Consider the following 22,435-nt stretch of genomic DNA (forward strand, 5'->3'; position numbering starts at 1 on the left):
GTGAATCACACGGCAGCCGCGACGCACCTCGGAGACCGCATCCGCATCCCCCGCACGCGGGCGCGCATCGGCGTCGCCCGGCGCGACATCACCCCGCCCGTCGGCATCCGCGCCAAGAACTGGGGCCCGGCCGACTGGGAGCGGTCCGAGGGGGCGCACCGGCCGTTCGCGCTGACCGCGCTCGCCGTGGTGGCCGCGGACGAGCGGCCCCGGGTGCTGCTCGCCGTGGACGGCACGTGGTGGCGCCGGGTCGCGGACGAGCAGGGCGTGCGCGGGGCCATCCTCGACGGTCTGCGCCTCGCGCCCGATCAACTCATGCTCTCGCTCTCGCACACCCACGCGGGGGCCGTGCTCTGTGCCGCGGATGCGCATCTCCCGGGCGGGGAGCTCATCCCCGGGTACCTGGAGGCGCTTGCTGCCGCGGGCATCGCCGCCGGGCGTGAGGCGCTGGAGGCCGCGCGACCGGGGCTCATCGAGTGGACCACGGGCACCTGCACCCTCGCGGCGGAGCGTGAGCTCGACCTCGACGGCCGCGCGCTCGTCGGCTACAACCCGCAGGGCACCGCCGACGACACGGTGACGATCGGCCGGATCAGCATCGACGGGGAGGTGCGGGCGACGCTGGTGAACTACGCCTGCCATCCGACGACCCTGGCCTGGCAGCACCGGGAGGTGTCCCCGGACTACGTCGGCGCGATGCGCGAGATCGTGGAGGCCGCGACCGGCGCACCGTGCCTGTTCGTGCAGGGGGCCTCGGGCGAGCTGGCCCCGCGGGAGCAGTACACCGGCGACGTCGCGGTGGCCGACCGGCACGGACGCTCACTCGGGCACGCGGTGCTCGCGGCGCTGGACGGGCTTCCGGTGCCGGGCGAGGAGCTGACGCTGGATGGTGTCGTGGAGTCGGGGGCTCCGCTCGCGATCTGGACCGGGACTCCCGCGGACGGCGGCGACGGGACGGCGGGAGTCCTCTCGGCGGTCGAGCTGCCGCTGCGCGACCTGCCCACCCTGGACGAGCTCGCGGAGGAGTGGAAGGACATCGACCCCCGGTCCCGGGAGGAGCGCCTCGGACGGGCGCGGAACCTCCGTGACGGCTACATCGAGGGGCCGACCGTGTCGCACCCCGTGTGGGCGTGGCGGCTCGGAGACGCCGTGATCGTGGGGCATCCGGGCGAGGCGTACTCGCGGCTGCAGACGACTCTGCGGGAGCGGTTCCCGGAGACGCCGATCGTGGTGATGAACCTCACGAACGGCCCGGGGTTCGTGTATCTCCCGACCCGCGCAGCCTACGACCGCGGCGCCTATCAGTCCTGGCAGACCCCCTTGGCTCCCGGCGCCCTGGAGCTCCTGGAGTCCCACGCTGTGTCGGTCGTGGCCGGGTTGCTGGGGTAACTCCGCCTTCGAATCGCCCACTTTGCTCCATTTCCGGCCGAAATCGAACCAGTTGCGCGATTCGAACGGGATAGAGTTGCTATAGCAAATCCCCGAGGTAGAGGAGAGACATGACCGCGCGCCCCGTCGCCATCGTCACCGGAGGCTCGGCCGGCATCGGCTGGGAGATCGGACAGCGGCTCTCCGCAGATGGGTACCTCGTCGTCGCGACGGATCGCGTCCCCGGGCTCACCGCGGGCGAGAACCCCGCCGGGATCCGGTGGCTGGAGCTCGATGTCACCGACCATGCCGCCGTCGACCGGGTCTTCGGCGAGATCGAGGCGGAGCTCGGGCCCATCGAGGTGCTCGTGAACAACGCCGGGATCCAGCGTCATCGTGGGATCGAAGACCTCACGTGGGACGAGTGGTCCGCGGTCGTGGACGTGAACCTGCACGGGGTGTTCTCGGCGCTCCAAGCTGCCGGGAAGCGCATGCTCGACCGGGGTGAGGGCCGTATCGTCAACATCTCCTCCATCTCCTCGCGAGGCTCCGCGGGGCGGGCGCCGTATGCCACGACCAAGGCCGCCGTCATCGGACTCACTTCGACGGCCGGAGCCGAGTGGGCGGCGCGCGGTGTCCGTGTCAACGCTGTCGCCCCGGGCTACGTCGACACCGGGGTGTTCCGGCAGGGCGTCGAGCAGGGGACACTGAGCCTCGACACGATCCTGTCCCGCATCCCCGCGAAGCGCCTGGCCGACGCGAGTGAGATCGCCGCGGCCGTGAGCTTCCTCGTGTCCGACCAGTCGCGCTACATGAACGGGCAGACGCTGTACGTCGACGGCGGCTTCATGGTGGACTACGGCGTGCCCCTCGCGAAGAAGCCCGAATGACCGCCGTCGCCCGGATCGACACGGCCACCGCGGTCCTGCCCCTTCCGGCACCGCTGCAGCTCGGTGCGATGACGGTCACGCGGCGGGAGTACTCCGCGGTGCAGGTGACGGCGGACGACGGCACCACCGGGGTCGCCTACTGCCTGTCGCGCGAGGCCCCGATGGCGGAGATCGTCGACCGCCTGGTGGCCCCGCACGCGGTGGGGCTCGACGCCGACGACCCGGCGGCCGCGTGGGACCGGATGCTCCGCGGCAGCGCGATCGTCGGACGGGTGGGGCTCGTGCGGCGGGCGATCGGCCTCGTCGACATCGCCCTGTGGGACATCGCGGCCCGTCGAGCCGGCGTGCCGCTGTGGGCCCTGCTCGGCACGGGCGACGCCCCGCGGGAGGGGATGCTCGTCGCCGCGTATCCGTCTCCGCAGCGCACGCCGCGGGAGGTCGCCGATGAGGTGCTCGCGCAGGCGGACGGCTGGGCGCAGGTGAAGATCTCGCGCATTCCCGATCCGGCATACATGCGCGAACTGCTCGCGATCCTCGGCGCCGAGCTGCCGACGTCGACCGGACTCGTCGTGGACGTGGGCTTCGGCTGGCCCGACGCGGAGGCCGCCGTGGCGGAGGTGGCGCAGTGGGGCGAGCCGCGCCTGGCCTGGCTGGAGGATCCGCTGCTCCCCGAGGACGCGGCCGGTGTCGCCCGCATCCGGCGGGAGACCGGACTGCCGGTGGCGGTGGGCGACGAGGTGACCGACCCCGCCGTGCTGCGGGCCCTGGTAGAAGTGGGAGAGGTCGACGCGCTGCGCGTCGACGTCGTCGCGATCGGCGGCATCACTCCCGCGCGCGAGCTCATCGCCTGGGCGACGGAGCGCGGTGTCCCCGTGTCCGGACACGTCTATCCCGAGGTCACGGCGCACCTCGGCATCCAGGTGGAGACCTTCGCCCGCGGGGTGAATCCCTACGACCCCGCACCCTCGTTCGTCACGGGCGGGCCGCGGTTCGCCGGCACCGTCACGCCCCCCACGGCTCCGGGGCTCGGCTTCGGCCTCGATCCCGCCGTCTTCCGATTCGAGAGGGACTGACATGACACCTTCCCCGCGCAGCGTCGTGGTCACCGGCAGCGGCAAGGGCATCGGCCGCGCGGTGGCCGAGCGGCTCACCGCCGACGGCTGGATCGTGGTCGGGCTCGAACGCTCGCCCGGCTCCGGGACTGTGGAGGAGGGCATCGTCGCCGAGGTCGTGCTCGGCGACGCCGCCGATCGGAGCGCCCACGAGCGTGCCGCCGCCGCGGCGCGCGCCAGGGCTCCGCTGGCGGGCTGGGTCAACAACGCGGGCATCACGAAGCGCACGCCGCTGCACGAGCTCGACGAGACGGTCGTGCGGGAGATCGTCGACATCAACGGCTTCGGCTACCTCTGGGGGTGCTCGGCGGCGGTCACAGCGTTCCTCGATCAGGGCGTGGCCGGGGCGATCGTGAACATCGGCTCGATCCACGGGCGGTCGAGCTTCGTCGATCACGCCGCGTACGAGTTCACGAAGGGCGGCATCGACGCCCTGAGTCGCAGTGTCGCGGTGACATATGGCGGAGTGGGCATACGGGCGAACACCGTCGCGCCGGGCGGCGTGCGCACCCCGCATCTGGAGGCGCAGATCGCCCGGGCGGCCGACCCTGCGGCGGAGGAGCGCCTGCTCGCGGAGGGTCCGCCGATGGGACGCATCGCCCGTGCGGAGGAGGTCGCCGCGGTGACGGCGTTCCTGCTCTCCGACGAGGCCCCCTACCTCTCCGGGCAGTCCATCGCGGTCGACGGAGCCTGGACGGCGTCGTTCGGCGACATCACGCTCGACCCCGCGCTGCGGAAGCGTTTCGAGGCGCCCCCGGCCTCCTGAACACCGGCCACGCCGATGTCCCTGGTCCGTGCGACGATCCGCTTCGTCGACGGGAGAACGGGATGCGCGGGGAAGCGACGGTTCTGCACGCCGATCTCGATGCGTTCTACGCCTCGGTCGAGCAGCGTGATGCGCCGGAGCTCCGCGGGCGTCCGGTGATCGTCGGCGGCGGGGTCGTGCTGGCCGCGAGCTACGAGGCGAAGGCGCGAGGCATCCGCACGGCGATGGGCGGCCGGCAGGCGCGGGAGCTGTGCCCCGACGCCGTCGTCGTGCCGCCGCGGATGGAGGCCTACTCCGCGGCCAGCAAAGACGTCTTCCGCATCTTCCGCGACACCACCCCGCTCGTGGAAGGGCTCTCCATCGACGAGGCGTTCCTCGAGGTCGGCGGGCTGCGACGCATCGCCGGCACTCCCGAGGCCATCGCCGTCCGGCTGCGGGAGCGGGTGCGCGCCGAGGCGGGCCTGGCGATCTCGGTCGGCGTCGCCCGCACGAAGTTCCTCGCGAAGGTCGCGAGTGCGGTGAGCAAGCCCGACGGACTCCTCGTCGTCGAGCCCGATCGGGAGGAGGAGTTCCTGCTGCCGCTCCCTGTCGAGCGGCTGTGGGGCGTCGGCGCGGTGACGGCGGAGAAGCTGCACCGTTACGGCATCCGCACGGTCGGACAGCTCGCGGAGCTCGAGGCGGCGACCGCGGAGCGCATGCTCGGAAAGGCCACCGGAGCGCACGTCCATGCTCTCGCCCGCCTGCGGGACCCCCGACCCGTGGACACGACCAGGCGCCGGGGATCGATCGGGTCGCAGCGGGCGCTCGGCGTCCGTCCGCGGTCGCCGGAGGAGCTCGACGTCATCCTCACCCAGATCGTCGACCGGCTCGCGCGGCGGCTCCGCGACGGCGAGCGCGTGTGCCGAACGGTGGTGCTGCGGCTGCGCTTCGGCGACTTCGCGAAGGCCACCCGTTCCCGGTCGCTGCGAGCGCCGACCGACCGCACCGCGCTGCTGCTCGCCGTCGCCCGCACGCTCCTCGCTGCGGCGCACCCCGAGATCAGCGGTCGGGGCATCACGCTGCTCGGTCTCTCGCTCACCCAGCTCGACGCGGCGGACAGCGTCCCGCCCGAGCTGCCGATCGACTGGGGCGACGAGTCTCGCCTCGACACCGTGCTCGACGCGCTCCGCGACCGCTACGGCTCCGCCTCGGTCTCGCGCGCCGCCCACCTCGGCCGCGACCCCGGTTGGTCGTCTCCGGTCCTCCCGGAGCACCACTGACCCCTTTCGAATCGCCTGAATGGTCCCATTTCGGCCGGAAATACAGCCAATCGGGCGATTCGAAGCGGGTCAGGCCTTGAGCATCGACGCCCGCGAGATCACGCCGTCGACCACGTCGAAGGTCGCGATGGTCTCCGTCGCGACGCCGGCGTTGATCACCCGCTCCTGCGCGACGACCCAGCGGGAGCCGAACAGGACGCTCGTGTCGATCACGCAGGAGAGCTCCGGGTTCTGCAGCCGCGGCTCGTAGAAGGCACGGATCGCAGCCGACCCGACGAGGGGTTCAGGTGCAACCCCGGTGACCACGGCGTCGTCGGCATAGGTCGCGACGAAGGCGTCGAGGTCGTGGGCGTTGAAGGCGTCGAGCTGCGCCTGCACGGTGTCGAGGGCAGAACGGTCCTGGGCGGTGCGGTCAGTCAATGCGAACTCCTCCGTTGACGTCGTAGGTGGCTCCGGTGATGAAGCGGGCCCGCTCCGAGGCGAGCGACGCGATGATCCAGGCGACGTCCTCCGGCTGACCGAACGCGCCGAGGGGGATGCCCGACTCGAGCTTGGCGCGGCCCTCGCCCTGAAGCTGATCCGTGATCGCGCTGGCGACCGGGCCGGGCGTGACGGCGTTGACGCGGATGCCCTCGGCGGCGAGGTGCCGGGCGAAGCTGCGGGTGATCGCGAGGATCGCCCCCTTGCTGGCCGCGTAGTGGATGCCCGTCTGCAGCGCGCCGACCTGCCCGGCGATCGAGGCGATGTTGATGACGGAGCGGTCGCCGTCGGCGGCCCGGAGCAGGGGGAGCGCCGCGCGGGTGAGCAGGAAAGTGCCGCGGGCGTTCGTCTCGAGGACGAAGTCCCACTCCTCGATGTCGATCTCGGGGTAGGGGGTGTAGGGGCAGACGCCGCCGTTGTTGACGAGGACGTGCAGGTCGTCCCACGCTGCCGTGATCTCGGCGATGAGCGCGGCGATGGAGTCGGGGTCGCGGAGGTCGAGGCGCGACACGTGGACGTCCGGGGAGCCCGCCGCGCGGCACTCCTCCGCCACGCGGACGGCTTCGGCCTCCCGTCCGGCGTAGGTGATCCAGAGGGCGACGCCCTCGCGGGCGAGTTCGAGGGCGGCGGCGGTTCCGATGCCGGAACTGGCGCCCGTGACGAGTGCGCGGCGAACAGTCATGACTAAACGCTATAGCAAGAATGGGCTCCCAGGACAGCGCTGTACGAGAAGTTGCTAGATGCTATAGCATCGCATGCATGACCGCGCCGCTCATCCTCGTCACCGACTGCGACCTCCCGGGAACCGTCCTCGAAGACACCCTCCGCGCCGCCGGCCTCCGTGCCGAGCGGGCCGCCTCCGGGAGCCCGGACGACATCGCCACCGCCGGCGCCGACGCCGAGGCGCTGGTCGTGCAGTGGGCGCGCATCGACGGCGCCCTCATGGACCGGCTGCCGAACCTCCGTTTCATCAGCCGAGTCGGCATCGGCTACGACATGATCGACGTCGAGGCCGCGACGGCCCGCGGCATCGCCGTCGCGAACACGCCGAGCTACTGCATCGAAGAGGTCGCCGCGCACACCGTCGCGATGATCATGACCCAGGCCCGCGGCCTCTCCGCCTACGACCGCGCCGTGCGGGAGGGCGTCTGGAAGGCGGTCGACGCCCGCCCGCTCGCCGTGCGGCCGTCCTCCACCACCGTGTCGGTGCTCGGCTTCGGGCGCATCGGATCGATCGTCGCCCGCGGGTGCCGGGCGCTCGGCTTCCGCGTGCTGGTGGCCGACCCGTATGCCTCCGACGACGCCGTGCGCGACGCGGGCTGTGAGCCCGTGGACATCCCGTCGGCGATCGCCCGCGCCGACATCCTCACCCTGCACGTGCCGCTGACGGACGAGACCCGCCATCTGATCGACGCCGCGGCCCTGGCGACGATGAAGCGGGACGCCGTGATCGTGAACACCTGCCGGGGGCCGCTCATCGACGAGGACGCCCTGGCCGCGGCGCTCCGCGACGGCCGGCTCGCCGGTGCCGCTCTCGACGTCTTCGCGGAGGAGCCGCTCCCCGCGGCGTCCCCGCTGCGCGCGCTCGACACCGTGCTGCTCTCGCCGCACGCCGCCTGGTACTCCCCGGAGGCCCTGGCGGATCTTCCCGTGCACGCCGCCGAGAACGTGATCCGCTCGCTCGCGGGCGAGGCCGTGCCCATCGTCAACCCGGCCTTCGCCGCCGCGCGCTGAGAGGACTCCCATGGAACTGCTGCGACTCGGCGCGATCGGCCAGGAGCGTCCATACGTCCGCGATGACGAGGGCGTTGTGCGCGATCTCAGCTCCCTGACCCGCGACATCGACGGCGCCTTCCTCGCCGCGGACGGCATCGCCCGCGTGCGGGCGGCGCTCGCGGACGGCTCCCTGCCGCAGGTGGAGACCACGGGACTGCGCGTCGGCGCCCCCGTGGCGCGGCCGACCGCGGTGATCTGCATCGGCCAGAACTACGCGGCGCACGCGGCGGAGTCCGGCGCCGAGCCGCCCGCACACCCGGTGGTGTTCTTCAAGCACCCGAACACGGTCGTGGGTCCGGACGATGTCGTGCTCCTGCCGCCGGGCGCGGAGAAGGTCGACTGGGAGGTCGAGCTCGCGGTCGTCATCGGCCGCACAGCGCGGTACCTGCCCTCCGTCGAGGCCGCGCGCGACGTGATCGCCGGCTACACCATCTCGAACGACGTGTCCGAGCGCGCGTATCAACTCGAGGTCTCCGGCGGACAGTGGTCGAAGGGGAAGTGCTCCGAGACGTTCAACCCCCTCGGCCCGGCACTGGTCCCCGCGGACGAGGTCGATCCTCAGGCGCTGCGCCTCCGATCCTTCGTGAACGGCGAGCCGCGGCAGGACTCCTCCACCGCCGACATGATCTTCCCCGTGCTGCAGCTGGTGCACGAGCTCAGCCATTACCTCGTGCTCGAACCCGGCGATGTCATCAACACCGGCACCCCGCAGGGTGTCGCGCTGTCCGGACGCTTCCCCTACCTGCAGGACGGCGACGAGATGACCATCGAGATCGAACGGCTCGGCCGCCAGCACCAGCGCACGGAGCGGGTCCGTCTCGGGTGAGGCCTGTGCCCGGGGCACGGTTCCTTTCGCTGAGTGCAACCGTGTCCCGGGTAGAGCCCTCACCCACCGCTGGCGCCTGCGCGGGCTCAGGCATCCGCGCGGGCTCAGGCGGCTGGAGGGAGAGGTGCCTGCTTTCGCGCGACAGCCTGTTGCCGCAAGCCCCCGGCGGCTCAGGCATCCACGTGAACTCAGGCATCCGCGCGGGCTCAGGCGGCTGGACGGGAAAGGTGCCTGATGCCGCGCGAGCGCCTGAACCCGCGCCGGGGTCAGCCGGCGAAGGGGAGGACCGGGAGGCCGTGCACCCCGGGGCGCACCGCGAACACCGAGCCCGCGGCGGTGCCGTGATCGGACGGCAGGCCCTGTGCGGAGGTCGTGATGAAGAGCGTGCCGAGGTCGTCGCCCCCGAACGTGCAGGCACTGACCTGCGGCACCGGCAGCACGATGTCCTCGCGCACGGCCCCGGACGGCTCGAACCCGCGCACGCGGCCCCCGCCCCACAGCGCGACCCAGACGCTGCCGTCCGCGGCGACCGTGAGGCCGTCGGGCACGCCGTCGTCTTCGGGGATGTGGGCGAACACCCGGCGTCCGCGGAGGTCGCCCTCGGTCACGTCGAACACGTCGATCCGGCCGGTGTCGGTGTCCACGTAGTAGACGCGGCGGCCGTCCGGGGAGTAGCTGACACCGTTGGACGAGGTCACGCGGGGGAGCACCGTGGTCACGTCGAGGGCGGCGTCGATGCGGAGCACGGTCCCGGCACCCGCGGTGGAGTCCGTGGACATCGATCCGGCCAGGAGTCGTCCTCGCGGGTCGCAGCAGCCGTCGTTCATGCGTACCGCGTCGTCGTCGAGCAGCGTCGCGACGGGACGGGCCTCCGCATCGGGACCGTCGGCGAGGTACAGGGTGCGTGCCCCGACCGCCACGAAGCCCCCGGCCGTCCGCGGCCGGAAGAACGCGAGGTACTCGTCGTCGATGTGCTGGCGGACGATCTCGTCGCCGCGGAGGGTGAGCAGATCGCCCGCGTCTCCGTCGACCCAGCGCAGGCCGCCCCACCCGGGCCACCAGACCGGGGCCTCGGCGTGGACGGCGACCGGTCCGGTCACGTTCTCGGGGGTCATGCGCCCTCCGCCGTCCGCCGCGGGTCGGTCACGGGGAGCGGCTCCGGAACGGGGTCGGCATGATCCGCCGCTGCGGCCGGCGCGGACGGAAGCTCCTTCGCGACCTGCTTCTCGAGCACGGTCACGGCCTCGTCGGAGAGCAGGATGAGGCCGTCGAGCTCCTCGCGCACCCGCTTGTAGGCGATGTTCCGCTCGGACTGCGTCGCCGACTCGTCCACGGCGACCTTGAGGAGCTGCTGCGCGCGGTCGAGGCGCTTGCGCTCGGCCTCGGTGAACGTCGAGTCGCGCAGGCGCCGGGCGTCCTTCTCCGCGATCTCGAACGCGACCGCGTAGTCGCCGACGGCCTGCAGGTACTCCGCGATCTGCTGCTCCGTGAGCTTCGCGTCGGCGGAGGCCGGACGCAGCGCGTCCGCGGTCTTCTTCGCGCGGAGGAAGGCGGCCGTCAGCGGCTGGCGGCCGTCGCTCATGGCGGGGAACGCGATGAGCTTGGCGACGTCGAGCTCGTAGTCCAGCCAGCGCGCGGTGATCTCGTCGTGCTCGGCGAAGAGGCGGGCGAGCAGGTCGTCGGGCGCCACCGACGCCGTCGTGTCGACGACAGTGGGACCGCCGTGCTTCGCCTGCCGGGCGGCCGCGCGCGCCTCGATCTCGGCGGTCTTGACCTGCGCCTTCATGCGCAGGGCCTCCAGCCGGCGCTCGTGCCGACGCTTGGAGCCGCGCTCCCAGGCCTTGGCGACTCCGCCGGCCATGCCCATGATCGGGAAGACGAGCCACCAGTAGTCACCCGCGAAGTTCCAGAAGCCCCGGATGAACTCGTCCATGATGGGTTCAGCCTACTGCGCGACGGCGGGTCGCCGGGGGCCCGCACGAGAGGGAGGGCGGCCGCATGAAGAGCGTCGGCATCGTCGGGATCGAGAACAGCCACGCCACGGAGATCGTCCGCTTCCTGAACGTCGAGGCCATGGACGTGCCCGTGCGGATCACGGCCCTCGTGGCAGGGGAGCCGGAACGCACGCGGGAGCTGGCGGCGCTCGGCGGCATCGAACGTGTCGTCGACGAGGCGGGCGAGCTCCTCGGCACAGTGGACGCGCTCATCGTGACCGCCCGCAACGGTGCCGATCACCGCGCGCTCGCCGTCCCCTTCCTGGAAGCCGGGGTGCCGGTCTGGGTCGACAAGCCGCTCGCGGCGACCGTCGCCGATGCTGACGCGATCCTCGCCGCCGCGCAGCGTGGCCGGGTGCCCGTCACCTCGTCGTCCACGCTCCGCTGGCTCGCGGACACCGCGGAACTCGTGGCGGAGGCGGCCCGCATCGGGGAGGTCCAGGCGGTCACCGTCACGGGGCCGGCCGATCCGGACAGCCCGTACAGCGGCATTTTCTTCTACGGCATCCACCTCGCCGATCTCGCCCAGGTTCTGCGGCCCGGCATCGCGGAGGATGTCGAGGTGCGGTCCCTGCCCGCGGGTGTCGTCGCCCGCTACCGGGTCGGCGGGGTGCCCGTCACGCTGGAGTTCGTGCGACCGGAGGGCGACCGTCAGGTGCCGTTCCGGGCGACCGTCGTCGGCCGCCGGGGCATCGCGAGCCGGGAGATCCCGATCGGCCCCGGCTACGTGCAGCCCGGCGTCCGTGCCTTCGCTCGGATGCTGGAGACCGGCGAGCCGCCGGTTCCCGCGCCCGAGATGCGCGCCCCGATCGCCGTGCTCGAGATGGTCGCCGAGGCTCTCGCCTCCCGCTGACCCGGGCACAGGTTCGGAGATCGGATCCGGCACGCCGTCCACAGGTCCCGTGCGGCGGCGTGTCGCCTGCGGTCTCCGAAGTCGTGCCCCGGGGGTCGGAATCAGGCCTTCGTGAGGTCCTGCGCGAGCATGAGGATGATCCCGCTGGGGCCGCGGAGGTAGGTGAGCCGGTAGATGTCCCGGTAGTTCGCGACGCCGCGCAGGGGATGGAATCCGTGCCGGGCGGCGATGGCGAGGGAGGCATCGATGTCGTCGACGGAGAAGGCGATCCGGTGCATGCCGATCTCGTTCGGCCGCGTCGGCTCCGTCTCGATCGCCTCGGGGTGGATGTACTCGAACAGCTCGATCTGCCCGTGCCCGTCCGGGGTCTGCAGCACGGCGATCCGCGCATGGTTCCCGTCGAGCCCGACCGCGGTGGACGCCCACTCGCCGCTGACCTCGTCCCGTCCGACCACGGAGAGCCCCAGGTCGGTGAAGAAGGCGATGGTGGCGTCGAGGTCGCGCACGGCGATCCCGATGTTCTCGAAGGCGATGGCCATGCCCGCGATGCTACTCCGGCGTCAGCGACCCAGCTTCCCGGCGCAGGCCACGCAGTACTCCGCGAACGGCCGTACCTCCAGGCGCTCCGGCGGGATGGGCCGCCCGCAGTGCGCGCACATGCCGTAGGTCCCTGCGTCCATCCGCATCAGCGCCTCGTCCACCTGGCGGAGCTCCGCCTGCGCCGCCTCGGCGAGCCCCGACAGCCGGGACCACTCCGACGAGAGCGTCACCCCCTCCGGGTCGTGTTCGTCATCGTCGTTCGAGCCCTCGCGGTCGTGCATGAGCTCAGCGAGCGTCGCCGCCGTCGCCGTGACGCGGGTTTCGGCCTCGGCGCGGCGCTCTTCCAACAGCGCACGCAGATCCATCCGCCCACTCTAGGCCCGCCCTGCGACACTCGCGTCGTCGCCGGACCAGGCATCCCCGCGAGATCAGGCGACATCGGCAGCAGGTGCCTGAACTCCCGCGCCCGCCTGTCCTCTCCGGACAGCCTGCCCCCGCGATCGCTCGCGCAGGATCAGGCGCCCGCGCGGCATCAGGCGACACCGGTGACAGGTGCCTGAACCGGCGTGACTGCCTGTCCTCCCGGACTGCCTGAACCCGCGAACGCGGTTCAGCCGCGACGGGTGCGCGGCGCCTCCACGGTGGGCACGGAGTCGGTGTGCACGCTGGGGTGATCCCGCTCCAGCGCCGCGCCCTCCATGTCGACGTTCGGGATGATGCGGTCGAGCCACTTCGGCAGCCACCAGGCCGAGCGTCCGAGCAGGTGCATGAGCGCGGGCATCAGCAGCATCCGCACCACGAATGCATCGAGCAGCACGCCGAACGCGAGACCGAACCCGATGGACCGGATGATGGTCGACTCCGAGAACACGAACCCGCCGAACACCGACACCATGATGAGCGCGGCCGCGATGACCACCGAGCGCCCGGCCCGGAAGCCCTGGGCCACGGCATCGCGCGCGGAGGCACCGTGCACGTAGGCCTCCCGCATCCCCGACGCGAGGAAGAGCTGGTAGTCCATCGCGAGTCCGAACAGGATGCCGACGAGGATCACCGGCAGGAAGCTCAGGATCGGACCGGTGCTGTGCAATCCGATGAGGTCGGCGCCCCACCCCCACTGGAACACCGCGACGATGAGCCCGTACGTCGCGAACAGCGACAGCACGAACCCTCCCGTGGCGATGAGCGGCACGAGCAGCGAGCGGAACACGACGATCATGATGAGCAGCGACAGGCCCACGACGACCACGAGGTACAGCGGGAGCACGCTCGCCAGCGCCTCGGAGATGTCGATGTTGGTGGCAGCCTGACCGGCGACGCCGAGGGTGATCCCGCCGTCGATCTCGGGGAGACCCCGCAGATCCTGCACGAGCTTCTCGGTGGAGACGCTGTTCGGGCCTTCGGCGGGCAGCACCTGGAAGGCGAGGAGCGTGTTGTCGTCCGACGTGGCGATGGGGGCCACCGCGACCACGTCGTCCTGCTCGGCGATCTTCTCCGCGACGGTCACCTGCGTGGCCAGCAGGTCGTCGTCGCTCACGGCGTCGTCGAGGGTGGCGGTGACCAGGAGCGGCCCGTTCGCGCCCTCGCCGAACTGCTCGTCGACGGTCTGGAACGCGCGGTAGCTGGTGGAGTCGGCGGGTTCGCTCGACCCGTCGGGGAGGCCGAGGCGCATCGACATGGCGGGGATCGCGATCACGAGCAGCGCGACGACGCTGACGAGCGCGGTGACGACCGCGCGCAGCGTCGACATCCGGCGCACGGGCTTCCCGGCCGCGTGCTCCTGGCCGATCGTCGCCCGCGCCTTACGGCCGAGCAGGCGGGTGCCGACGAGGCCGAGGATCGCCGGGGCGAGGGTCACGGCCACGAGCACGGCGACGGCGACGCAGACGGCGCCCACCGTGCCCATGAGGCCGAGGAACGGCACGCCCGTCACGTTGAGGGCGAGGAGCGCGACGATGACGGTGGTCCCCGCGAACACCACCGCGGTCCCGGAGGTGCCGGTGGCCAGACCGATGGACTCGCGCACGGGCGACCCGGCCAGCAGCTGCTTGCGGTGCCGGTTCACGATGAAGAGGGAGTAGTCGATGCCGACCGCGAGCCCCAGCATCACGCCGAGGACGGGAGTGACCGAGGCCATGTCGACGACGCCGGAGAACGCCAGGGACGCCGTGACGCCCACCCCGACGCCGACCACGGCGGTGACGATGGGCAGGGCCGCACCGATCAGCGAACCCAGCATCACGATGAGCACGACGGCGGCGAACGCGAGACCGATGGCCTCGCCGACGCCGAAGATCTCCGGCACGCCCTGGGCGATGTCGGTGCCGAAGTCGACGGTCACACCGTCGATCTCCTCGTCCTGGAAGTGGGCGATGGTGCTCTGCTTGGTCTCCTCGGCGAGTTCCAGGCGCGGGTCGACGAAGGAGACGTTGACGATGGCCGTGGAGCCGTCCTCCGAGACGACGCCGATGCCGTCCGCGAGGTCGAGGAGGGTTGTACCGAGCTCCAGCTGCTCCGCGTTGTCGGCGAGCTCGTCGCGGTTCGCGTCGATGGTGGCCTGCTGGGCCTCGAGCTGCGCGAGCTGGGCGTTCAGCTCTGCGAGCTGCGCGTCGAGCGCGGCGGTCTGCTCGGGCGGCGCGCCGGCGGCCTCGGCCTGAGCCCGCGCGCCTTCGAGCTGGGTGATCCCGGCGTCGAGCTGTGCCCGGCCATCGTCGAGCTGGGCCTGGCCGGCGTCGAGCTGGGCCTGCCCGTTCTCGAGCTGGGTCCGGCCGTCGGTCAGCTCCTTCGCCTGCTCATCCTGCTGCCGCTGGGCGTCGAACGGGTCGACGACGGAGGCGACGCCGTCGAGGTCTTCCGCGCTCGCGGCGAGGTCGGAGATCGCCTGCTTCTGCTCGTCGGTGAAGGGCTCGCCGTCGTCCGTCCGATAGACGACCGTCCCGGTGCCGCCGGCGGTGTCCGGCAGCTTGTCGGCGAGCTGATCGGTGACCTCGCCGGAGGCGGTGCCCGGGATGTCGAAGCTGTTGCTCAGCGTGCCGCCGAAGGTGAGGAAGGCGCCGACGCCGAGCCCGAGGATGACCACCCAGGAGACGATCACCGTCCACGCCCTGCGCGCAGCGAAAGAACCCAGACGGAACAGCAGTGAAGCCACGTGATCTCCTTCAGACGAAAAGAGCATACGGCACGTCTCGTCTAGAGATCTGTGGCTATCCTGAACGCATGGTGAACGAGCATCGCAGCGGCCCTGTGCGCAGCACGGCGGCCCGCGAGGCGATCCTCGACGCGACGGCCCGGCTCTTCCACAATCAGGGGTACGACCGGCTCACGATCGAGGGCATCGCCAAGGAGGCCAAGGTCGGCAAGCAGACCATCTACCGCTGGTGGCCGTCGCGGGGTGCGCTCATCGGGGAGTGCCTGGCCGAGGGACGCCTCATCCCCGTGGACTTCGTCGTGCCCGACACCGGAGACCTCTCCGCCGACGTGGAGACCTGGCTGCGCAGCGTGCTCTCCATTCTCGAGAAGCCGCAGGGCGGCGTGCTGCTGCGGTCGCTCGTGGCCGCGGCCACGGAGGATGCGTCGGTCGGCGCTCACCTCGGCGAGAGCCTCGGGGTGGAGAAGTACCTGTCGGAGCGTCTCCGCGGCGGCATCCGCGACGGTCAGCTGCCGGCGGACGCCCCGGTCGAGCAGCTCGGTCGCGCCATCCTCGGGGCCATCATCGTGGAGTCCCTCGGCCGCGAGGCCCACGATCCGGGTTCCGTCGTCGCCCTGACCCGCTACCTCTTCGCGCGCTGAGGTCGCGGGTCCGCACGAGGTCGCACGGATTCCTGGAATCCCTGCGACCCGGGTGCGAATCTGCGACGCGGGCCCGGATCAGCCGAGGAGCAGGGTGAGGACGGTCGCGCCGCCGCCACCGAGGATCAGCGCCACGATGACCGTCCACGCGATGATGCGGATGCGCCGGTTGCGCTTCTCGCCGAGGTCGCCGTAGTCCTCGCTGAGGCCGTCGCCGCTCATCAGGCCACCGGCTCCGTGACGGTCGGACCGAAGTACGACGGCAGCGTGGCCTGCGAGCGCTCGCGGAGCTCGGCGGCCGAGACGGTGAAGACGTCCTGCACCTCGAGCTGCGGCTCGCTGTCCGTGACGCCGATGCGGGCGACCGGGTAGCCGCGGCCCTCGCAGAGTCCGCGGAACTTCACGTCGTCCTCGCGGGGGACGGTCACGATCACGCGGCCGGTCGACTCGGAGAACAGGGCCGTCGCGGCGTCCACGCCGTCGCGCTCGATGATCTCGTTGAGCCAGACCCGGGCGCCGACGCCGAAGCGCATGACGCCCTCGGCCAGGGCCTGCGCGAGACCACCTTCGGAGAGGTCGTGCGCCGAGGAGATGAGCCACTCGTCCCGGGCGGCGGCGAGCAGTCCGGCGAGGCGCTTCTCGCCCGCGAGGTCGACCTTCGGCGGGCGGCCGCCGAGGTGCTGGTGCACGACCTCGGCCCACGCGGAGCCGGAGAGCTCGGTCGACGTGGTGCCGAGCAGGTAGATGTTCTGCCCCTCGTCCTGCCATCCGGACGGGATGCGGCGGGAGACGTCGTCGATGATGCCGAGCACGCCGACGAGCGGGGTCGGGTGGATCGGCACATCGCCGGTCTGGTTGTAGAACGAGACGTTGCCGCCGGTGACCGGAGTGCCCAGTTCGTAGCAGCCGTCTGCGAGGCCGTCGACGGTCTGCCCGAACTGCCACATGACCTCGGGGTTCTCGGGAGAACCGAAGTTGAGGCAGTCGGTGATCGCGGTCGGCACGGCACCGGTCACGGCGACGTTGCGGTACGCCTCGGCGAGGGCGAGCTGCGCGCCGGCGTACGGGTCGAGCTGGCAGTAGCGGCCGTTGGCGTCCGTCGCGACGGAGAAGCCGAGGCCGGACTCCTCGTCCACGCGGATCATGCCGGCGTCGTCGGGGAAGCTCAGGGCCGTGTTGCCGAGCACGTAGTAGTCGTACTGGTTCGTGATCCAGCTCGTGTCGGCGAGGTTCGGGGAGGCGACGAGGGCGAGGAACTGCTCGCGCAGCGTCTCGGCATCGTTCGCGCGAGGCAGGTTCTCGGCGGCGTCCGCCTGTAGGGCGTCGATCCACGTCGGGTAGGCGACCGGACGGTCGTAGACGGGACCGTCGACCGCGACGGTCGAGGGGTCGACGTCGACGATGCGCTCGCCCTGCCAGTCGATGATGAGGCGTCCGTCGCCGGTGACCTCGCCGAGCACGGAGGTCTCGACCTCCCACTTGTTCACGACGGCCAGGAAGGCGTCGAGCTTCTCAGGGGCGACGATCGCCATCATGCGCTCCTGCGACTCCGACATGAGGATCTCTTCGGCCGTCAGCGTGGGGTCGCGCAGCAGCACGTTGTCGAGCGAGACGTGCATGCCGCTGTTGCCGTTGGCCGCGAGCTCGCTGGTCGCGCAGGAGATGCCGGCGGCACCGAGGTCCTGGATGGCCTCGACGAGCTCGCCGCGGTAGAGCTCCAGACAGCACTCGATGAGCACCTTCTCGGCGAACGGGTCGCCCACCTGCACCGCGGGGCGCTTGGTGGGGCCGCCGTCGGCGAACGTGTCGGAGGCCAGGATGCTCGCGCCGCCGATGCCGTCGCCGCCGGTGCGGGCACCGAACAGGACGACCTTGTTGCCGACGCCGGTGGCGTTCGCGAGCTTGAGGTCTTCGTGGCGCAGCACGCCCACCGCGAGCGCGTTCACGAGCGGGTTGGCCTGGTAGACGCTGTCGAAGACCGTCTCGCCGCCGATGTTCGGAAGACCGAGGCAGTTGCCGTAGAAGCTGATGCCGCTGGTCACGCCGTGCACGACGCGGGCGGTGTCCGGGTGGTCGATCGCACCGAAGCGCAGCGCATCCATGACGGCGACGGGGCGGGCGCCCATCGAGATGATGTCGCGGACGATGCCGCCGACGCCGGTGGCCGCACCCTGGAACGGCTCGATGAACGACGGGTGGTTGTGCGACTCGGCCTTGAAGGTGACGGCCCAGCCCTCGCCGACGTCGACGACGCCCGCGTTCTGGCCCATGCCGACCATCAGGCGTTCCTTCATCTCGTCGGAGACCTTCTGGCCGAAGCGGCGCAGGTAGTTCTTGCTCGACTTGTAGGAGCAGTGCTCCGACCACATCACCGAGTACATCGCCAGCTCGCCCGAGGTGGGGCGGCGGCCGAGGATCTCCTTGATGCGCGCGTACTCGTCGTCCTTGAGCCCGAGGGCGCCGTACGGCTGCTCCTTCTCGGGCGTTGCGATCGCGTTCTCGACGGAGTCGGGGACGTGCTGGGGGGAAGGTGCAGGGGCGGTGGTCACGCGCACTCCAAAGGAAGGGGCCGGCGGGGCGTGTTCAGTCTACCGGCGCGGTCGGGGCCGTTCTCTCGTGCGTGCTGTCGCACGGCGTCGGGGTGGGAAGGCGGCGGCCTCATGGCAGCTCGGCGAGGCTCAGGCCCTGTGCGCGTGCGGCGGCCGCCAGCTCACGGTCGAAGGTGAGGAGCGCCGTGACCACGTCGCCGAGTTCGAGCGCGGCGGCGAGGTGGAGAGCATCCAGAGTGCGGAGCCCTGAGCCTGCCCGGATGGCCGAGGTCAGCGTCTCGTCGTCGAGGGAGACGAGCGCGACGCGGTCGAGGAGGTCGACGACGGCCTCGCGGTCGAGGGAGCGGCGGTCGGCGAGCGCGTGCAGCTCCACGGCGAGGAGGCGCGAGGAGACGAACTCGCTGCCGTTCGCGAAAGCGCGGACGACCGCTTCCGACCCCTCTTCCTCGATGAGTGCCTTGGCAGCCGCTGAGGTGTCGAGGTAGATCACGACCGGTCGGCCCGAAGCTCGTCGAGGATCTCCGTCACGGACAGCGAGTCCGGCACGGGGGCGCGGCGGAGCGGACCGCTCGCGCGGGGCAGCGTCACCCGCCCGTTGGCGATCATGCGCGTCCATGCCGTCTCGGCGGGCGGCGACAGCTCGGCGATCGGGCGCCCGCGGTCTGTCACGGTCAGGTGTTCGCCGGCGGTGACGCGCGCCAGCACCCGCGCGGTCTGCTGATTCAGTTCGGTCTTCGACACGGTGCCCATCTCCTCAGGGTAGATCCAAAGTAGTAGAACTACTAGTTCTCCGATTCGTGGGTCCAGTGAACCATCGCTCGGCGACATTGCGAGGCCGCACGGACGGATCTCCCCGGAGGCTCTGGATAACTTTCCTGAAGGGCGGCGTCAGGAGGAGGGGTGCGCTGCCGCGAACCGCTGCGCCAGCATCCCCGCCGCTTCGCGCAGCGCCTCGGGCCCGACCACCGTGAACGGCGCATCGAACCGGGCCACCGCGGCGAGCACACCCGTCCACGACCAGGAGCCGACCGTGACTCGGCACGACTCGTCCGACAGCGGCACCACGGCGCCGTCTCCGATCCACGGCGCCACGTCCCGCGTAGGCAGGGCGATGTCCACCACGCCCGTGCACGGCCAGCGGTCTTCGGTCGTCGAGCCCTTGGCGCGGGCGGCGAGGAAGATCTGCGCATCCGCAGCGGGCAGAGGTCGCGGCGTGAAGGAGGGGCCGGTCGGCGTCCGGGGCCGCAGTCGATCGAGGCGATACGTGCGCCAGTCGGCCGCGTCCAGGTCCCAGGCCAGCAGGTACCAGCGGCCCTCGCGCGCCACGACGGCATGGGGCTCGGTGCGCCGCGGCGGGCGGTCCCGCTCGGAGCCATAGTCGAAGCGGAGCACCTTCCGCTCACGCACCGCCGCGCTCGCCGCCTCCAGCACGGCCGGGTCGGCGCGGACCTCTGCCGGCGCTCCGTCGAAGCGGATCCCGTCGATGTGGTGGCGCAGGCGCGAGGGCATGACCTGACGGACGGTCGCGAGAGCGCGCTGAGCGGCCTCGGTGACCTCGACCCCGGTCGCGCTCGCACTCTGGAGGGCGACGGCGATGGCCACGGCCTGCTCGTCGTCGAACAGGAGCGGCGGCATATCCGACCCCGCTTCGAGGCGATAGCCGCCGTACGGGCCCTTGCTCGATTCGATGCGGTAGCCGAGCGTGCGCAGCCGATCGACGTCGCGGCGCACCGTGCGCGGTGTGACGCCGAGGCGGTCGGCGAGCTCCCCGCCCGGCCAGTCCCGTGTCGCCTGCAGCAGGGACAGCAGCGCGAGCATCCGCGACGAGCTTCCGGTCATGGCTCCATTCTGCGGCGGAAAGAGGACAGAAACAGACCTCTACTGCTGTGACCGTGGAATCACACGGTCCGATCGGCGGACCGGGACACGGAGGACACCATGACTCTCACGACCACCACCCACCTCAATTTCCGCGGTACGGCTCGACAGGCACTCGACTTCTACCGCTCGGTCTTCGGCGGCGAGGTGACCGCAGCGACCTACGGACAGTTCGGGATGCCGGACGGGGTCCCCGGGTTCGACAAGCTCGTGTTCGGGCAGCTCGACGGGCCCGTGCGGCTGATGGCGTACGACGTCCCGGGCGCGGACGACGCCGCGGCGACTGCCGGGAGCACCCGCCGCGAGAACGGGATGACGATCACGGACCGCTCCTTCTTCCAGTCGCTGCGAGCGGACTCCCTGGAGGAGCTGCAGCCCGTGTGGGACGCCCTCGCCGAGGGGGCGACCGTGATCGAGCCTCTCGCCGCCTCCGCGTGGTCCGCCGGTTTCGGCATGCTCACCGACCGCTTCGGCGTGACCTGGGTCCTCGACGTCGCCTGACCGCGTCGGACGCCCGACCCGGCCCCGTGCGGCCGACCCGGCCCCTTGCGCCCGTCCGCAACGGGCCGGGATGCACGGAACGGGGTGGGTCACCGCCCGTGGGCGACATGACATGTCAAGGGCCTCTTCGTCGTCGGTCGCCTGACGTAGAAAGGAGGAGACGAAAGGCAGGGCATGGCCGCAGGAGACATCGAGACGTTCTCGCGCAACGGCATCTGGTTCAACCGGATCCAGGGCGAGTCGCACACGCTGGGCAGCTTCGAGTCGATGGAGGAGGCGGTGAAGGTCGGCCGTGGCGCGGCGACAGCGCGTCAGGTGCAGCATTTCGTGCGCACCGAGGAGGGGCCGTCCGACGACGTGGCCCCGAATGAGGCCCACCCGCGCGACCTCATGTGGTGAGTCGCGGATGATCCTGCAGGCCTGCGTGAACGGTGCCAGGGACGTTGCGGAGCATCCGTGGCTGAGCGCCGACGAGACGGTGGTGGCCCAGGACGCCGCGGCGGCCGTGGATGCTGGTGCCGCAGAGATCCACGTGCATGCGAAGGACGCCGCCGGCCGCGACTCCCTGGCGCCCGAGGATGTGCGGCGGTGGCTCGGAGCCGTCCGTGCCGCGGCGCCGGGAGTGCTCGTGGGAGTGACGACCGGCGCCTGGGCCGAACCGGACGTGTCGAGGCGCCTCGAGGCGATCGAGGGCTGGACGGAACTCCCCGACTACGCCTCCGTGAACTGGCACGAGGCCGGGGCGGACGAGGTGGCGGCGGCGCTGCATCGACGGGGGATCGGCGTGGAAGCGGGTATCTGGGACGCGGCAGGGCTCGAGGCCTGGCGGGTCTCCCCGGTCCGTGGGGTCTGCCTGCGCGTCCTGGTCGAGCTTCCCGCGGAGGCCGCCGACGTCGTCCGTCCGCACGCCGAAGGACTCATCGCCCACGTGGCGCGCGAGGAGCCCGACCTGCCGATCCTGCTGCACGGTGAGGAGCTGTCGGCCTGGCCCGCCCTCGACCTCGCCGGGGAGCTCGACCTCGACACGCGGATCGGCCTGGAGGACACGCTCCTCCTGCCGGACGGCACCGACGCCCCGAGCAACGCCGCCCTCGTCCGCGCCGCCCGCGCCCGCCTCCCCCGCGCCTAGCTCCGCCGCACCGTGGCACCCGTGCGGGTGCAGAAACGTCCCTCTCTCCGCGGATTCAGGTCCCTTTTCGCACTCCACATCTCAGGCCCGCTCGTGCGAGTGCAGAACCGGGCCTCACCGCGCAGACTCCCGCCCGTTTTCGCATTCCCCAGCGCCGGCCGCACACGCCCTGCCGCGGATGCGAAACCGCTCCTCCCGTGGCGCGCTTCGGTCCGCTCTCGCACTCCGCGCCGCGGGGGCTGATCCCGGCCCTTGAACGCGAGTGCAGAACCGCACCTCCCGTCGCCGGTTCCGGGGCGTTCTCGCACTCGACTTCGGAAGGGGGCGGTCCGAACCGTGTCAGGGTTTTCCCGAGGAGTACGAGCGCCCCTACGCTGGAGCGATGTTCGCCGGTGCCTCCGTCTACTTCCTGCTCGTCTACGTGGTCGTCCCGCTCCTCGCGCTGCTGCTCCTGTGGCTGATCATTTACTCGGCGGTCCGGGCGGCACTGACTGCGCACCGCCGCGCCCTCGCCGCGGAGCGCACCACCGCGCCGGACACCCCCTGATCCTGCGCTTCCAGCGCTCTCGTGCCCGCATGACTCGCCCCTGACGTCGGGTGCAGGTGCAGAACCGCTCCTCCCGCCACCCGGCTCCGGCACGTTTCTGCGCTTCCCTGCACGGGTGCCCGTCCGGGACACCGGTGCGGGTGCCGAAACGTCCCTGGTCTTGCCACTAGCGGAACGT

Annotated in this window: 25 protein-coding genes; 13 read left to right on the forward strand and 12 right to left on the reverse strand. The window is 71.6% G+C overall.

The genetic code is table 11. The features are described 5' to 3' along the window. The 5 genes from C6C15_RS00920 (at position 1) to dinB (ending at position 5,395) form a co-directional block, all read left to right on the forward strand. Positions 1 to 1,389, forward strand: a complete 1,389-nt coding sequence (locus C6C15_RS00920) for a hypothetical protein (protein ID WP_105949043.1) — start codon at positions 1 to 3, stop codon at positions 1,387 to 1,389. A gap of 110 nt (positions 1,390 to 1,499) precedes the next feature. Further along, the gene (locus C6C15_RS00925) at positions 1,500 to 2,258 is read left to right on the forward strand and encodes an SDR family NAD(P)-dependent oxidoreductase (RefSeq protein ID WP_105949044.1); all 759 of its coding nucleotides are present in this window, start codon (positions 1,500 to 1,502) and stop codon (positions 2,256 to 2,258) included. After that, positions 2,255 to 3,331 (forward strand): enolase C-terminal domain-like protein, encoded by a 1,077-nt coding sequence (locus C6C15_RS00930; RefSeq protein ID WP_060921273.1) that lies wholly within the window; start codon positions 2,255 to 2,257, stop codon positions 3,329 to 3,331. The genes C6C15_RS00925 and C6C15_RS00930 overlap by 4 nt, the downstream gene beginning before the upstream one ends. Position 3,332: 1 nt before the next feature. Next, positions 3,333 to 4,136 (forward strand): SDR family NAD(P)-dependent oxidoreductase, encoded by an 804-nt coding sequence (locus C6C15_RS00935; protein ID WP_060921274.1) that lies wholly within the window; start codon positions 3,333 to 3,335, stop codon positions 4,134 to 4,136. 62 nt (positions 4,137 to 4,198) lie between these two features. Further along, positions 4,199 to 5,395, forward strand: coding sequence for a DNA polymerase IV (gene dinB, locus C6C15_RS00940; protein WP_105949045.1), 1,197 nt, complete (start codon positions 4,199 to 4,201; stop codon positions 5,393 to 5,395). A 69-nt stretch (positions 5,396 to 5,464) separates the two neighbouring features. Here the strand turns inward: dinB and C6C15_RS00945 are convergent, their stop codons facing one another. Together C6C15_RS00945 and C6C15_RS00950 are read right to left on the reverse strand one after the other, a co-directional pair. Next, positions 5,465 to 5,815, reverse strand: coding sequence for a nuclear transport factor 2 family protein (locus C6C15_RS00945; RefSeq protein WP_062633303.1), 351 nt, complete (start codon positions 5,813 to 5,815; stop codon positions 5,465 to 5,467). Then, positions 5,808 to 6,557, reverse strand: a complete 750-nt coding sequence (locus C6C15_RS00950; protein WP_105949046.1) for an SDR family NAD(P)-dependent oxidoreductase — start codon at positions 6,555 to 6,557, stop codon at positions 5,808 to 5,810. The genes C6C15_RS00945 and C6C15_RS00950 overlap by 8 nt, the downstream gene beginning before the upstream one ends. A 77-nt stretch (positions 6,558 to 6,634) precedes the next feature. On the opposite strand from C6C15_RS00950, the gene C6C15_RS00955 reads away from it, so the two are divergent. Then, positions 6,635 to 7,609 carry a C-terminal binding protein gene (locus tag C6C15_RS00955; protein WP_105949047.1) on the forward strand — a complete coding sequence of 325 codons (975 nt, stop codon included), beginning with the start codon at positions 6,635 to 6,637 and terminating at the stop codon, positions 7,607 to 7,609. A gap of 10 nt (positions 7,610 to 7,619) precedes the next feature. Further along, positions 7,620 to 8,477 carry a fumarylacetoacetate hydrolase family protein gene (locus C6C15_RS00960; protein WP_105949048.1) on the forward strand — a complete coding sequence of 286 codons (858 nt, stop codon included), beginning with the start codon at positions 7,620 to 7,622 and terminating at the stop codon, positions 8,475 to 8,477. A 266-nt stretch (positions 8,478 to 8,743) separates the two neighbouring features. Here C6C15_RS00960 and C6C15_RS00965 read toward each other — a convergent pair whose 3' ends face one another. Next, complete coding sequence (locus C6C15_RS00965; RefSeq protein WP_105949049.1) at positions 8,744 to 9,592, reverse strand: SMP-30/gluconolactonase/LRE family protein; 849 nt, start codon at positions 9,590 to 9,592, stop codon at positions 8,744 to 8,746. After that, positions 9,589 to 10,410 carry a hypothetical protein gene (locus C6C15_RS00970; protein ID WP_105949050.1) on the reverse strand — a complete coding sequence of 274 codons (822 nt, stop codon included), beginning with the start codon at positions 10,408 to 10,410 and terminating at the stop codon, positions 9,589 to 9,591. The genes C6C15_RS00965 and C6C15_RS00970 overlap by 4 nt, the downstream gene beginning before the upstream one ends. 65 nt (positions 10,411 to 10,475) lie before the next feature. Between C6C15_RS00970 and C6C15_RS00975 the strand changes: the two genes are divergently transcribed. Beyond that, positions 10,476 to 11,324: a Gfo/Idh/MocA family protein gene (locus C6C15_RS00975; protein WP_105949051.1), complete on the forward strand. Its 849-nt coding sequence runs from the start codon at positions 10,476 to 10,478 to the stop codon at positions 11,322 to 11,324. A 101-nt stretch (positions 11,325 to 11,425) separates the two neighbouring features. On the opposite strand, the gene C6C15_RS00980 is transcribed toward C6C15_RS00975, so the two are convergent. From C6C15_RS00980 to C6C15_RS00990, 3 genes are all read right to left on the reverse strand, one after another. Continuing rightward, positions 11,426 to 11,863, reverse strand: coding sequence for a VOC family protein (locus tag C6C15_RS00980; protein ID WP_105949052.1), 438 nt, complete (start codon positions 11,861 to 11,863; stop codon positions 11,426 to 11,428). Between the two features lie 21 nt (positions 11,864 to 11,884). Beyond that, a complete protein-coding gene (locus C6C15_RS00985) occupies positions 11,885 to 12,229 on the reverse strand; it encodes a TraR/DksA family transcriptional regulator (protein ID WP_105949053.1) in 345 nt (114 codons plus the stop codon). Between the two features lie 245 nt (positions 12,230 to 12,474). Then, complete coding sequence (locus tag C6C15_RS00990; RefSeq protein WP_105949054.1) at positions 12,475 to 15,012, reverse strand: MMPL family transporter; 2,538 nt, start codon at positions 15,010 to 15,012, stop codon at positions 12,475 to 12,477. Between the two features lie 68 nt (positions 15,013 to 15,080). Here C6C15_RS00990 and C6C15_RS00995 point away from each other — a divergent pair, with 68 nt between their 5' ends. Further along, positions 15,081 to 15,653, forward strand: coding sequence for a TetR/AcrR family transcriptional regulator (locus C6C15_RS00995; RefSeq protein ID WP_105949055.1), 573 nt, complete (start codon positions 15,081 to 15,083; stop codon positions 15,651 to 15,653). Between the two features lie 78 nt (positions 15,654 to 15,731). Here C6C15_RS00995 and C6C15_RS17180 read toward each other — a convergent pair whose 3' ends face one another. From C6C15_RS17180 to C6C15_RS01015, 5 genes are all read right to left on the reverse strand, one after another. Further along, complete coding sequence (locus C6C15_RS17180; protein ID WP_017202962.1) at positions 15,732 to 15,875, reverse strand: hypothetical protein; 144 nt, start codon at positions 15,873 to 15,875, stop codon at positions 15,732 to 15,734. Beyond that, positions 15,875 to 18,202, reverse strand: a complete 2,328-nt coding sequence (gene purL, locus C6C15_RS01000) for a phosphoribosylformylglycinamidine synthase subunit PurL (protein ID WP_025104105.1) — start codon at positions 18,200 to 18,202, stop codon at positions 15,875 to 15,877. The genes C6C15_RS17180 and purL overlap by 1 nt, the downstream gene beginning before the upstream one ends. A gap of 109 nt (positions 18,203 to 18,311) precedes the next feature. Further along, positions 18,312 to 18,692, reverse strand: a complete 381-nt coding sequence (locus tag C6C15_RS01005) for a PIN domain-containing protein (protein WP_105949056.1) — start codon at positions 18,690 to 18,692, stop codon at positions 18,312 to 18,314. Then, positions 18,689 to 18,952: a type II toxin-antitoxin system Phd/YefM family antitoxin gene (locus C6C15_RS01010; RefSeq protein WP_060921288.1), complete on the reverse strand. Its 264-nt coding sequence runs from the start codon at positions 18,950 to 18,952 to the stop codon at positions 18,689 to 18,691. The genes C6C15_RS01005 and C6C15_RS01010 overlap by 4 nt, the downstream gene beginning before the upstream one ends. A 138-nt stretch (positions 18,953 to 19,090) precedes the next feature. Next, the gene (locus tag C6C15_RS01015) at positions 19,091 to 20,041 is read right to left on the reverse strand and encodes a helix-turn-helix transcriptional regulator (RefSeq protein ID WP_105949057.1); all 951 of its coding nucleotides are present in this window, start codon (positions 20,039 to 20,041) and stop codon (positions 19,091 to 19,093) included. 99 nt (positions 20,042 to 20,140) lie between these two features. On the opposite strand from C6C15_RS01015, the gene C6C15_RS01020 reads away from it, so the two are divergent. The 4 genes from C6C15_RS01020 (at position 20,141) to C6C15_RS16945 (ending at position 22,257) form a co-directional block, all read left to right on the forward strand. Next, positions 20,141 to 20,581 (forward strand): VOC family protein, encoded by a 441-nt coding sequence (locus tag C6C15_RS01020; protein ID WP_105949058.1) that lies wholly within the window; start codon positions 20,141 to 20,143, stop codon positions 20,579 to 20,581. 174 nt (positions 20,582 to 20,755) lie between these two features. Beyond that, positions 20,756 to 20,980, forward strand: a complete 225-nt coding sequence (locus C6C15_RS01025; protein ID WP_105949059.1) for a DUF2188 domain-containing protein — start codon at positions 20,756 to 20,758, stop codon at positions 20,978 to 20,980. A 7-nt stretch (positions 20,981 to 20,987) separates the two neighbouring features. Continuing rightward, positions 20,988 to 21,710: a 3-keto-5-aminohexanoate cleavage protein gene (locus C6C15_RS01030; RefSeq protein ID WP_105949060.1), complete on the forward strand. Its 723-nt coding sequence runs from the start codon at positions 20,988 to 20,990 to the stop codon at positions 21,708 to 21,710. Positions 21,711 to 22,092: 382 nt separating this feature from the next. Then, positions 22,093 to 22,257: a hypothetical protein gene (locus tag C6C15_RS16945; protein WP_158698493.1), complete on the forward strand. Its 165-nt coding sequence runs from the start codon at positions 22,093 to 22,095 to the stop codon at positions 22,255 to 22,257. Positions 22,258 to 22,435 lie beyond the last annotated feature (178 nt).

Source organism: Microbacterium sp. str. 'China', assembly GCF_002993305.1.
In the GTDB taxonomy this organism is placed as follows: domain Bacteria; phylum Actinomycetota; class Actinomycetes; order Actinomycetales; family Microbacteriaceae; genus Microbacterium; species Microbacterium paraoxydans.